This is a genomic window from Acinetobacter sp. 22301, from assembly GCF_052045285.1.
Classification (GTDB): Bacteria; Pseudomonadota; Gammaproteobacteria; order Pseudomonadales; family Moraxellaceae; genus Acinetobacter; species Acinetobacter pittii.
On the sequence record NZ_JBQEOR010000009.1, the window covers coordinates 156,820 to 168,926 of the forward strand.

The 12,107-nt window shown below is 38.8% G+C and carries 11 protein-coding genes and 1 pseudogene; 7 read left to right on the plus strand and 5 right to left on the minus strand.

Annotated elements, in window-relative coordinates:
* Complete coding sequence (locus tag ACTJJH_RS14155) at positions 1–1,215, minus strand: MFS transporter (protein WP_104080469.1); 1,215 nt, start codon at positions 1,213–1,215, stop codon at positions 1–3.
* A 135-nt stretch (positions 1,216–1,350) separates the two neighbouring features.
* Between ACTJJH_RS14155 and ACTJJH_RS14160 the strand changes: the two genes are divergently transcribed.
* Together ACTJJH_RS14160 and ACTJJH_RS14165 are read left to right on the plus strand one after the other, a co-directional pair.
* Positions 1,351–2,004, plus strand: coding sequence for a TetR/AcrR family transcriptional regulator (locus ACTJJH_RS14160; RefSeq protein ID WP_440601312.1), 654 nt, complete (start codon positions 1,351–1,353; stop codon positions 2,002–2,004).
* Positions 2,005–2,107: 103 nt separating this feature from the next.
* Positions 2,108–3,028 (plus strand): DMT family transporter, encoded by a 921-nt coding sequence (locus tag ACTJJH_RS14165; RefSeq protein WP_440601313.1) that lies wholly within the window; start codon positions 2,108–2,110, stop codon positions 3,026–3,028.
* 392 nt (positions 3,029–3,420) lie between these two features.
* Here ACTJJH_RS14165 and ACTJJH_RS14170 read toward each other — a convergent pair whose 3' ends face one another.
* From ACTJJH_RS14170 to ACTJJH_RS14180, 3 genes are read right to left on the minus strand one after another with little or no spacing between them, the layout of a single operon-like run.
* Positions 3,421–3,990 (minus strand): L-threonylcarbamoyladenylate synthase, encoded by a 570-nt coding sequence (locus ACTJJH_RS14170; protein ID WP_032005616.1) that lies wholly within the window; start codon positions 3,988–3,990, stop codon positions 3,421–3,423.
* A 51-nt stretch (positions 3,991–4,041) separates the two neighbouring features.
* Complete coding sequence (gene dprA / locus ACTJJH_RS14175; protein WP_440601314.1) at positions 4,042–5,175, minus strand: DNA-processing protein DprA; 1,134 nt, start codon at positions 5,173–5,175, stop codon at positions 4,042–4,044.
* Between the two features lie 20 nt (positions 5,176–5,195).
* A complete protein-coding gene (locus ACTJJH_RS14180; RefSeq protein ID WP_440601315.1) occupies positions 5,196–6,350 on the minus strand; it encodes a LysM peptidoglycan-binding domain-containing protein in 1,155 nt (384 codons plus the stop codon).
* Between the two features lie 122 nt (positions 6,351–6,472).
* Here ACTJJH_RS14180 and def point away from each other — a divergent pair, with 122 nt between their 5' ends.
* From def to ACTJJH_RS14200, 4 genes are all read left to right on the plus strand, one after another.
* Entirely contained in the window at positions 6,473–7,003 is a 531-nt protein-coding gene (gene def / locus ACTJJH_RS14185) for a peptide deformylase (RefSeq protein WP_078225483.1), read from the plus strand.
* 43 nt (positions 7,004–7,046) lie between these two features.
* Positions 7,047–7,472 (plus strand): DUF2946 family protein, encoded by a 426-nt coding sequence (locus ACTJJH_RS14190; protein ID WP_002114087.1) that lies wholly within the window; start codon positions 7,047–7,049, stop codon positions 7,470–7,472.
* Positions 7,473–7,544: 72 nt separating this feature from the next.
* Positions 7,545–9,659, plus strand: a complete 2,115-nt coding sequence (locus ACTJJH_RS14195; RefSeq protein ID WP_440601316.1) for a TonB-dependent copper receptor — start codon at positions 7,545–7,547, stop codon at positions 9,657–9,659.
* Positions 9,660–9,708: 49 nt separating this feature from the next.
* On the plus strand, positions 9,709–9,915 hold the full coding sequence (locus tag ACTJJH_RS14200; protein WP_039766350.1) for a hypothetical protein: 207 nt from the start codon (positions 9,709–9,711) through the stop codon (positions 9,913–9,915).
* Between the two features lie 67 nt (positions 9,916–9,982).
* Here ACTJJH_RS14200 and ACTJJH_RS14205 read toward each other — a convergent pair whose 3' ends face one another.
* Positions 9,983–11,197 (minus strand): oxygenase MpaB family protein, encoded by a 1,215-nt coding sequence (locus ACTJJH_RS14205; RefSeq protein WP_440601317.1) that lies wholly within the window; start codon positions 11,195–11,197, stop codon positions 9,983–9,985.
* Between the two features lie 87 nt (positions 11,198–11,284).
* Here ACTJJH_RS14205 and ACTJJH_RS14210 point away from each other — a divergent pair.
* Positions 11,285–11,855 (plus strand): annotated as a pseudogene (locus ACTJJH_RS14210) (TetR/AcrR family transcriptional regulator).
* Positions 11,856–12,107: the final 252 nt, after the last annotated feature.

Sequence of the window (12,107 nt, forward strand, 5' to 3'; positions counted from 1 at the left end):
TTAATTTTCACAAGTAGCTTTAGGGTTATTAAGACCTTTCGCTAAGGTAAATGTACTCAGTAATGCTAGGGCAACAAAGCTTAATACACCATAAATTAAAGTATTTTCATTGAAATGATCAACCACATATCCCCCTAATAATGAACCTGTCGCAATCATCACCTGAAACATACCTACAAAAAGCGGCATACCTTTTTCAACTGCATTTGGCGCATGTACAAACATCCAAATATTCGCTGAGGTAGGGAAGGCACCAAATGCAAATCCCCATAACGCGGTTAAGACAATAGCACCAAACTCATGAACGGCAAAAAGAGGAAATCCAAAGAATACGATTGCAAAGCATGTACCCACAAAAGCTAATGTATAACGGACATTTATATTGCCACTATATCCGGCAAAAGCATTTCCGAAAATACCAGCAATTCCATAGAGCAATAATAATGAACTAATGGTTGTCCCATTAAAACCAGCAACATTTTTAAAGAAAGGTGCTAAATAGCTATAGGCACAAAAGTGAGCGAGTCCGATCAATAAAACAATCAACATGCCACTACGTGCTTTAGGAGTGCGTAATAGTGCTGGCAAATCTTTCATGTGAATTGCCGAATCTGGTACAAGTTTAGGTAAAAAGATTAATTGTAAGATTAAAACAACTAAGCCAATGCCTGCAGTAATTCCAAAAGCACTACGCCAGCCATAAAACTCGCTTAACCAAGTTCCAATAGGTACACCTAGAACTGTAGCAAAAGTCACACCTGCCATCACGACCGCAGTTGCTTTAGCAATAGGAAGGTGTGAGGGAGCTAATTTTCCACTTAGAGCAATGGCGGTCGCCCAGAAACCACCAATTGAAATACCTAAAATTAAGCGGCTTAACAATAGAACATGGAAGTTTTCAGCAAATGCGGTAATGGTATTGGCAATAACCATAATAGCTGTCAGCAAGATAAGCACATAACGCCGATCAAGTTGTTTCACTGATACAGGCAATAGAGGGGCTGCAATTGCTGCCATAATGCCGGGTACTGTAATAATCAGGCCTGCTGTACCTACAGAAATATTTAAATCTGTTGCGACACTATTTAGAACGCCAACGGGTAAAAATTCACTTGTAACTAAGGCAAATGCTGCGATAGAAACGGCCAAAATGGCAAACCAGCTTCCTTGAGTGGAGGTCGTGGGTCGCGCTTTAGAGATAGACGATTGGTCCATAGGAAATCCTTACTTGGCTAAATTTGGAGTAAAGAAAGGCAATTTATTAATTAACTAACGATCATTATGAAAATAAAATAGTTGATAAAAAATCGAACGTCAATTAATTTAATAACGATTGTTATAAAAATAGATGTGATCTTTATGACAAATAGGCATGAAACGAATTTAGCTGTTACAGAAGATACGCTGAAAAAAAAGCGCGGACGTCCTAAATGCTTTGATGAACAAGAGGTTTTGCAAAAAGCAATGTTGCTCTTTTGGGAGCATGGCTATGAAGCAACGTCTATTAGTGATTTAACACAAGCTTTGGAAATTACAGCACCTAGCCTATATAGTGCTTTTGGTGATAAGGCAGGGCTGTTTTATAAAAGTATTGATTACTATTTGGCTCATGAAGCCTGCCCTATTGAGACCATCTTTTTAGAAGCAAAAACTGCAAAAATTGCGTTTGAGTTATATCTTTATGACAACGTAAAACGACTGGTTCAACCCAATAAACCAGCTGGTTGTATGTTGGTGGTTGCTGCCATGAATTGTTCTGATGCAACTCAAGATGTGCAGCAGAACCTATTAGACAAGCGCATAAAAACCAAAGAAAAATTATTGGAGCGTCTCAAACAAGGTGTTGAGCATGGTGATTTGCTATCTAATGCTCCTCTACAAGAAATGACGGACTTTTATGCCACTGTCATTCAAGGCCTTACCATTCAGGCAAGAGACGGTGCCAGTACTGATCAATTACATAAAGTTGTAGAACATGCCATGAAAGCTTGGACATTATTCTAAAAAGGATAATGTCCTAAGTTCGATATCAATGTCGGAAATACGATATTTCAATTTATTAAGACATTCTTCAAAATAAAATCTCTTTTGTAGATGGTGTATTGCTATGAGTCAGGTCATGAAATATCACAAATGGGCGTTTATTTTTCCCATTTTGGCAGTATTGATTTGGTCTTTAAATATTGTAGTCACCCGCTATGTCTCGGATTATATCTCACCAGTAAGCATTAGCTTTTATCGGTGGTTAATCGCTTTTATTATTTTGACTCCATTTATGTTTATGTCTGCGTGGAGACAAAGACGACTAGTAATACCATATTTACCTAAGCTTGCTGTGTTAAGTGCATTTGGGATGGTACTTTATCAAGGCTTAGCTTATACGGCTGCCCATTATACAAGTGCAACCAATATGGGGATTGTGAATGCATTTATTCCTATATTCACGATCTTTGTTTCGCTTGCCATTTTAAAAGATGTGCCTAATCGCTTTGCAGTTTTTGGCAGTATTTTGTCTTTTGCAGGTTTGCTATATGTCATGTCCCAAGGAAATATTAATAAGCTTTTAAGTGGTGGCGGACATCTTGGTGATGCATTGATGATTATTGCCGTATTCTTCTACGCATTTTATGGTGTCTTTCTTAAAAAATGGCAGTTGCCTCTACCAATTATGACAAGCTTATATGTTCAGATTGGGTTTTCTGTAATATTTCATATTCCTTTAATTCTCTGGTTTGGACTTGATGCTTTAAATGTTGAAAATGCACCAAGTGCTATTTATGCAGGAGTATTTGCTTCACTCATTGCGCCGTTAGTTTGGATGTTAGCTGTTCAACAACTCGGTCCTAATAGAACAAGTATTTTTATGAACTTGGTACCTGTCTTTACAGCAGTTATTGCAAGCGTCTGGTTGTCTGAGCAGTGGACCATTTATCACACACTAGGTGGGATTGTTATTTTAATTGGTATCATTATGGCTCAGAAGAAGGTGAGTCCTAAAAAGAGCGAATTAGTGCAAGAACAAAACTAAAGTTGGTAAAAAAACTATGGCATATTTTGAAAAAAACTCATAAAAATATGCCAATTTTTTCTTAGTTAAAGTTTTTCTATATGATTTATAAATAGTTTATAAAAATAGGTTGTAATATAAATATTAAAAAAGCCGAGTAAAAATATTAATATAATTTTAATTTATAGGCAAAAAACCGCAAATTCCCTACACTTTTCATGCTTTTTTTAGAGAAATAATATATTTCTCTCATTGAACCTCTTGCCACATAATAGCGGCCACTACGAAAGGTGCTCTTTTCTTTGTAAATTATCTTTCGTTCCCCAGATATCCAAACCCTCTGGATGTGGTATATACCCATCCTTTTTTATGCTCAGTTATCCCTATATAACTGAGCTTTTTTTTGTTTGAAATTAGGCGCGAATAATCTCTCTGGTAAGAGCGTTAATGATTCTGCTTGGTTGTTGGCTCTGGCCTAAGTCACCATTCAGATAGTTTAATTGTGAACCAAAGTATTGGCAGGCATCCTGTAATGAGTGTGCAGGTTCTTGTCCACTTGGGTTCGCACTAGTCGAGACAATAAAGCCATGAAAAGCATTGCATAATGCCACACATAAAGGATGTGTAGTGACTCGAACAGCGACAAGAGGATGCTCACCTTTAATCCATGAAGGAATATGTTCGCCAGCAGGTAATAGCCAAGTTGTTGCTCTTTCTGAAGGTTGATGATTAGTCCAACAATCAATAATTTCTTGTTGGGTTGTTTGAGATAAAGAAGTTAGCAGGTGCTCAACTTGGCTAATATGACCTGCTAATAAAATTACACCCTTTTCAATAGGCCTTTGCTTTAATTCAAGAATCTTTTGAAAAGCTTGCTCATTAAAAGGGTCGCAACCTAGCCCCCAAACTGCCTCAGTTGGATATGCCAAAACTTGACCTTGTTGTAAACATTCGGCTGCTTCGGTAACTGAGGTGGTAATCATGGTAATACTCTTCCTTTCAATCAGACAGAATTGCTATTGTGCGCTCCAATACTAAGAACGACAACGTAAATACAATCCTGATTGTTGCATACATAAACCAAGTAGTTCTAGTTCCATCAGTGAAGAGGTGAGTTCTGCAACAGGCTGAGAGTGATGTAAGACAAGCTGATCAATATTTTGTCCGACCCAGTCTAAAGATTGATAAAGGTTAATTAAATGCTCAGGAATTTCTGGGGTACTAGAAACTATAGCCTCCTCGGTGGAGTTTTGTTGCTGACTTTGCCATTGAGTAGGTAAAGCAAGGTCTTCAATAATTTGTTCAGGATGATCGACTAAAATTGCTCCCTCACGAATAAGTTGATGGCAACCTTGATGAAACTCACTGTAAATATGACCAGGAATGGCAAATACAGTTTTACCTTGTTCGGCAGCTTTGTTTGCAGTGATGAGAGAACCACTTTTTAAGGTAGCTTCTACCACTAACACGCCTAAACTCAAACCGCTCACAATTCGGTTTCTACGTGGGAAATGCTGTTGTAATGGGGGTGTTCCAGGCAAAAATTCAGTAATAATCGCGCCATTTTGAGCCAAAATATGTTCTGCAAGTTTTTTATTTTGAGCAGGGTAGGTACTGTCTAAACCAGTTCCTGTTACTGCAATTGTACGTTGATGTGCTGATGCTCCTTGGTGAGCAGCTTCATCAATCCCATATGCCAAGCCACTACTCACATAAAAACCTTTTTCACTTAAGTAATAGGCAAAATCATAAGCAACCTGACGACCATGTGGGCTTGGTTTTCGGCTACCTACAATCGCAATTTGTGGTTGCAACAAAGCTTGAGCTTGGCCTTTTCCAAAAATGATAGGTGGGTGATCTGTATAAGGTAATAACTGAGTGGGATAACCTGAGTCATCTGCCGTTAAAATAAAGTCGGTATATTGCTGGATCTGCTCAGTTAGTTTTTCAAACTGAGCTTGACCCTGAGCAGTTTGAAATTCATCTACGCGTTTTAAATGATTAGCATGTAACCCGAGATTGCGCCATTGAGATAATCCAGCAGGTTGGACTGCCTTTTCACAGCTACCAAAATAATCGACAATTTTTTTAAAGCTGACTAAAGAGTGTTGCACCAAATACCACACTTTAAGCGTGTGGTAATGGTGTGGAGAAAGTTGAGTAAGCATTGTAAAAGGTATATCCAGCATTAATCATTAAAGCGGGGTGGCTGAATGCTTGAACCAACTTTAACTGGTAAATCGCTTTCTAATACGTAGGCATAACTCAACTGATCAAAAGTTCTAAAGACCATCAGACTACCAATTTGTTGTCCTGGTAACTGTATTGATTCTTTGGTTTTAGGATCTCGAATGGTTTCACCTTGTTGTGTAATATCAAAAACTTGTCCTACTTGAATACCTTGTGCCGTACCGCGATCTAAAGTCACCACACTATTTTTGGCAGCAGTACCAATTGATCCCATTACACGAATAATTTTGCCGCCGTCCGTCACCTGAGTGGCATCTACCGGATAAAACAAAGTAGGCAATGTTGCTTCTTCTTCTGGCATTACCCGATCACCACGACGTACTTCAGAATTGTAGCTATCAGTTAACTCAAGCGTGGTAATGTCTTTTTCAGAAGAGATAGCAATCCCTGAGGCAACTTGTTGTAGCTCAATACCTAGACTGTGCTTTTTGCCTTTATTATCGGTGAAATAATAAGGTTCACCTTCACGATAAACTGCATAACGTTGACCATCAATTAAACCTTGTCCGCGCGCGTAAATAGTTTGACCTTTTGCCGCCAGTACACGTTGATCGGCAGTACCGACTACATAAGGAGTATGTTGAATTGCATCGATAGGTAGAATAGTGCTGTGTTCTAACCATTGTTTGATATGTTCAAGAGGAATAACAGGTACGTTATTGTTAAGTGACTCCACACGAACTTGAGGTTGTAAATTTGTCATTTGGCCTGTGTAACGGCGAATAATGCCGACACAGCCATCTCCTTCATCTTTTCCAACCAATGGACGGCCATCTAAACTACACAGCAGTAATCGATCACCAGGATAAATCCAGTGTGGATTTTTGACATGCTGATTGCTTGCCCAAATTTCAGGCCAGCGCCAAGGTTTACTCAGAAAGTGACCAGAAATATCCCATAGCGTATCTCCTCGTTTTACAACGTAGACATGTGGTGCATTACTTCTAAGAGAGGGTGGATTATGGTTCGGACTAGCAGCATAAGTCTCTGCTATCGTACCGAAAGCAACCCCTGTAAAAAGTGCTAAAGCAAGTAAATGCTTTTTTATCCCCAAAGCATGAAATTGAACCATGCCGTCAAAAACCTTTTTCATTATGATAATTCCTAAAAATTATGCGTGCAGATGCGTTATAATAGGCGGCTAACACACAATTTTTCGATGAAGTATTTCCTTCATTTGGTTTTTCAATCAATGGCATAAGTGAGGACGTCAGTATGGCCTTATTACCTATTTTAAGTTTTCCTGATCCCCGTCTTCGTACCATTGCTAAGCCTGTTGAAGAAGTTACTGATGAAATTCGTCAACTTGCAGCAGATATGCTTGAAACCATGTATGCGGCACCCGGTATTGGTTTAGCAGCTTCTCAGGTCGATCGTCATATTCAGCTTATCGTCATAGATTTGTCTGAATCTAAAGATGACCCTATGGTTTTCATTAACCCCAAAATAACTCCACTGACAGAAGATAAGCAGCAGTACGAAGAAGGCTGCCTATCGGTGCCACAAATATACGACAAAGTTGAGCGCCCGTCACGTGTGAAAATTGAGGCAATTAACCTTGAAGGTCAAGCATTTGAGATAGAAGCTGATGGACTTCTCGCTGTTTGTATCCAACATGAAATGGATCACTTAAATGGCAAATTATTTGTGGATTATTTGTCGCCACTTAAACGTCAGCGTGCTCGAGAAAAAGTCGAAAAAGTTGTTCGTCAACGTGAACGTGAAAAAATTGCAGTAAAACGTTAAAAATTTCTATTCTTGAAACATTAATGTAGTGTGGATGTGATTTTTGGTTTTTCGTAGTGGTTTACTGCTTGCATGTGCAGCAGTATTTTTACAGGTCGCGGTATTTCTACAGCCGCTATTACCGAAGCAGTATCAAATTGCTCCGGTCTGTGAAACTATTACCCTCGCTTTGCTTAAACCTAAAGCACAGATGGAAACCATGTCACATGCCATGCATTCACATCATGAACATCATATTGAACAGGCACAAGCCTCTGGGCAACATGATCATCATGATGCAAATCACCAGTGTCAATATTGTACCGTCTATGCCAATCTGGTTTTGCCACCTGAATTTGGTGTAAAAGAAGTTTTAGTCCGTATACAAGTCCGCTTAGTCGCTTATCAACAAGCATTTAGACATGTCTACTTTGCACTACAGCGACTTTTTCTACTCCCGCAAGGGCGTGCACCACCTCTATTTGCATAAATAAAAGCAATTTTTTGTTGGGGTCTTAACTGACTTCGATATCACTTTATTTATGTTTTAGAGCGTATAAAAATGCCACATTCTAAATTTTTACTACAACCTTTATGGGTTGCGATGTTTGCTGTCTCTCATTCGGGACTAGTTTTTGCTAATTCAGAAAAAAATGATGCCGATACCCAAGCGCTTCACTCATTAGCACCTATTGTTGTTACAGCACAACAAGGCAACGATGCAAATGGCTTGATTGTACATGCAGACCCGAAACAGCCAATTCAGCCAGTGCCTGCTACAGATGGTGCAGACTACCTACAAAGTATTATGGGTTTTAACTCAATACAAAGCGGTGGAACCAATGGTGATGTAACATTCCGAGGTATGTTTGGTTCACGCATCAAAATTCTAACTGATGGAACTGAAAATTTAGGTGCATGCCCAAACCGTATGGATGCTCCAACTTCTTATATTTCACCAGAAAGTTATGATCGTATTTCTGTCATTAAAGGTCCGCAAACAGTTCAATATGCCAATACAGGTTCTGCTGCAACAGTCCTTTTTGAACGTCAGCCTGAGAAACTCACCTCTGAAAAACCTTATCGTGGGCAAGCGAGTGTCTTATTAGGTTCATATGGACGTATTGACCATAACGTTGAGGCGGCAATTGGTGATGAAAAGAAATATATCCGTTTAAATGCCAATCGTTCAGAATCGAATAGTTATCAAGATGGTGATGGAAATACTGTGCCGTCAGCATGGAAAAAGTGGAATGCTGATGTAGCACTTGGCTTTACTCCAGATGAAAACACGTGGGTGGAACTCACTGGTGGAAAATCTGATGGTGAATCGCTTTATGCTGGACGTTCAATGGACGGATCTCAATTTGCGCGTGAAAGCTTAGGGCTACGTTTCGAAAAGAAAAATATCACCGATGTCATTAAGAAAATTGAAGGGCAGGTGAACTATAGCTATAACGACCATGTTATGGATAACTTTAGTTTGCGCACACCGCCATTAGTTGAAATGAATCATGGTGGTATGACCATGCTGATGCCGAATCCAATGGCAATGCAAGTGACACGCCGCACATTAAACTCACGTTTGGCAATGACTTCTGAATGGAACAAATGGAGTTTGATCACAGGCGTTGACTCTCAATTTAATAAACATGGCGGTAGCATGTCATCGCCAACAATGCCTTCTATGAATATTCCATATCGTCAAGATATGCGTTTTCAATCTTATGGTGCTTTTGGCGAACTGGGCTATCAATGGAACGATTTCAACAAACTGGTTACAGGTGCACGTTTAGATCGAGTCACAGTTGAAGATGAGCGTGCTGATTCTCAAGCAAAAGGTTTTAATACTAAACTTGAAAAGACTTTACCGAGTGCATTTGTGCGTTGGGAAAATCAACATCCTGAGCATGACCTAAAAAGCTATATTGGTTTAGGTTATGTAGAGCGTATGCCTGATTATTGGGAACTTTTCTCGCCTAAACATGGTAATGCGGGCTCAACCAATACTTTTAACGGTGTGAATCCTGAGAAAACATTACAGTTGGATCTGGGTTTCCAGCAACAACATGGCGCTTTAAATACATGGGTTTCTGCTTATGCTGGTTTGGTGGATGACTACATTTTAATGAGTTACCACCATCATCCAAGTATGGGAATGGATGGGCATGACATGAGCCATGATATTACTGCGGGTGCCAAAAATGTCGATGCAACCATCGCAGGCGCGGAAGCTGGTATTGGATATCAATTTACCGACCATATTCAGGCAGATTTGAGTGCGATGTATGCATGGGGTAAAAACACCACAGATGACAAACCGCTACCTCAAATTTCCCCTTTAGAAGGTCGTTTAAATATTCGCTATGTGGCTGACAAATATAATTTAGGTCTTTTGTGGCGAGCTGTGGCTGAGCAAAACCGTGTGAGTCTACATCAAGGTAATATCGTAGGATATGACTTAAAACCAAGTAAAGGTTTCTCGACTCTTTCTCTAAACGGAAGTTACAACCTTCGTAAAGATATCGATGTCTCTGTTGGCATCGATAACGTATTAGATAAGACCTATACCGAACACTTAAATAAAGCGGGTAGTGCTGGCTTTGGATTTGCGAGCGAAGAGCAGTTTAACAATATCGGAAGAAATTACTGGGTTCGTATGAGCATGAAGTTTTAATAAGCCGTAGCGAATGAACTGAAAATATTAATTTAAAGAGAGAAATGAAATGACTGATAAATTATCACCTGAACAGTCTTGGTGGGGATGGAAGTTACTTATTGTGGCTTCTATCTTGAGTGTATTGTTTATGATTATTTTTTACTTGGCCATCAATAATGAGCCTGACTACATGCCAAGTCAAAAAAAGAAGCAGATGACGGAGTCACACGAGCAAATGAATCACGCTGAAATGCACAGTTCATCAGCTCAATAAGTTCCTTAATATTTGAAAATGGAAGTCTAATTAACGGGCTTCCATTTTTGTTTTTAAGTTTTAAAAGTTATTGATGCATACTCGCTAAGGTTTTTGCCTTACCTTGATTCTGATAAAGCGTTAAGCCAAGTTTTTGTATATTACGGCCTGATTTAGATAAAAACTTTTCAACTTTTGGTGAAAGCTTTGCACCATTATAAAGTAGTGAATTACGCACAATTAGATAATAAGCAAACCATGAGGCAGACTGCTGAGGCAATCCGAGTAGTTTCATTCTCTTCTTCCCAATAAAAAATTGGGTAAGTTCTAAATGTTGTCGATAAGCAAGCTTCTGCTGCAAAGAGCGTAAATGCAGATATTTTCTCTCAAAAGGCTCTTTAGATAAGCTTGATCCTAACTCAACACTGCTGTGGTCGGAGCGAGGGTGAGCAAACTGCATCCAGTAAAGTAACCTCCAACCCTCAGATTCAGATTGAATAAGCCATTTTTCATCAATACCCATCAACCAGCCAACATAACGCCAAAAATGTAGAAAACTCTTGGCTTCTTGTTTGGTCGGCCATACACCTAAAGCCCTAATACCGAGTAAAACTACACTGCTAAAAGCCAAATTAGTCATGGCTAAATCAAATTGATTAAGTGGAATTCCCCAAACTTCACTATCCCAACGATCAGACTTTTTTAATTGTCGGCGAACGAATGCATGAATAAAGCGAACATAAATCGTTGATGTAAAACCTGCGCTTAGACGCTCAAGTCCTTGAGGTTCAGTAATATCAACCCACCATTTAGTGGTTTCAGCTAAACGAGTACCTGCCTGTTTCTTTAATGCACCCGTTAAAATTAGCGGCTGATTAAATCCTGGATATAAATATCCCGCCATTAAGGATAAATCTCTAAGAATAAAACCATTATTTATTCCTAAACGATGAGTAAATTTAACAGCCTCATCAACTTGACGCTGATCTAGCCATTCAGGCTTTTGCTCAATGTAATTAAAGAAATTTTCTAACTCAGTAGGTATAGGCTCAGATAGATTATCGCGGCCTTGAAATAATATCTTCTCAAAAATCATGCGGTGATCTTTGGGATTTTGCATAACCCAATCAATCACCTTATCCATTTCAATATCCCCTTCATAAAGAGCATGTTGTAAAGACATATATTCCGTATAGTTTGGTTGTACAGGTTTTTCACAACAGATATTTAAAAACTGAGTAAAAAAATTGCTGTCTTGCATGTCATTAAAAGAAGCAAGTCGAGTCGGGCTAATCATTTGCATATCGTTACTTACTTATTGAACTGAATAATAAATAGGCTAATATGAATAATTATTCGCATTCAATTCGCATTTAACGAATAAAAAACGATGAGAAAAGCCCCACAGCAACAGCGTTCAAAAATTATTGTTGACCATATTTTAGAGGCGACACAGCAGTGTATCGCCCAGTATGGATTACTACATACGACGACGCCTAAAATTGCAGAGAAATCTGGAGTAAGTGTTGGGTCGATTTACCAATACTTTGAGAATAAAGATCAAATCATAGAAGAACTATTGCGCCGTAAAAGCGAATTGCTGGGGCAACAACTTAAAGAATTAGTTGTGCGACAAGGAAATATTCCTTTAGAGCTGCTCATTCCCTTAGCAATAGAGTTGGGATTTAATGCATTAAAAGCCGATCATGGATTTTTTATAGAAGTGCTGAAACACTGGCATGACTATAGTCATTCGCAAGCTGCTCAGATTTTAGAAAAGCATTTTTTTGAAGTAGGGCTATATACATTCAGTAGAAATCCTCATCAGTGGGACTTCGAACAGGTAAAGCATAAATCCTTTGTAATTATTAATAGTACGCTTTTTACGATGATGCGATATGTAAGTCAGAACAATTTTCTTATCTCAGAACAACAACTTAAACGCGAATTATCGAGCATGATACTGGCTTATTTAAGTCAAAAATAAAAAATTAAAATAATTATCAATATAAAACAATAGCTTAATTCGTGTGGTGGTTTAAAAGTAAACGCTCAAGTCATTAATTTTTAATTTTCGCTTGCAAAGGGAATGAGATGGTCTATAATGCACATCCATCGGCGGTGATGCAGATAGAAACTTGTTGAAAAACAGTTACTTGGAATTGAGTTGGTTGCTTTAAGTGATGAATTTGATGGTAAGTTGGTTTGAGAGA

Coding starts and splice junctions, on each gene's coding strand:
- ACTJJH_RS14200 (WP_039766350.1), top strand. CDS start 9,709: ATGACTGATAAATTATCACCTGAACAGTCTTGGTGGGGATGGAAGTTA.
- ACTJJH_RS14180 (WP_440601315.1), bottom strand. CDS start 6,350: ATGAAAAAGGTTTTTGACGGCATGGTTCAATTTCATGCTTTGGGGATA.
- ACTJJH_RS14155 (WP_104080469.1), bottom strand. CDS start 1,215: ATGGACCAATCGTCTATCTCTAAAGCGCGACCCACGACCTCCACTCAA.
- ACTJJH_RS14165 (WP_440601313.1), top strand. CDS start 2,108: ATGAGTCAGGTCATGAAATATCACAAATGGGCGTTTATTTTTCCCATT.
- ACTJJH_RS14205 (WP_440601317.1), bottom strand. CDS start 11,197: ATGCAAATGATTAGCCCGACTCGACTTGCTTCTTTTAATGACATGCAA.
- dprA (WP_440601314.1), bottom strand. CDS start 5,175: ATGCTTACTCAACTTTCTCCACACCATTACCACACGCTTAAAGTGTGG.
- ACTJJH_RS14195 (WP_440601316.1), top strand. CDS start 7,545: ATGCCACATTCTAAATTTTTACTACAACCTTTATGGGTTGCGATGTTT.
- def (WP_078225483.1), top strand. CDS start 6,473: ATGGCCTTATTACCTATTTTAAGTTTTCCTGATCCCCGTCTTCGTACC.
- ACTJJH_RS14170 (WP_032005616.1), bottom strand. CDS start 3,990: ATGATTACCACCTCAGTTACCGAAGCAGCCGAATGTTTACAACAAGGT.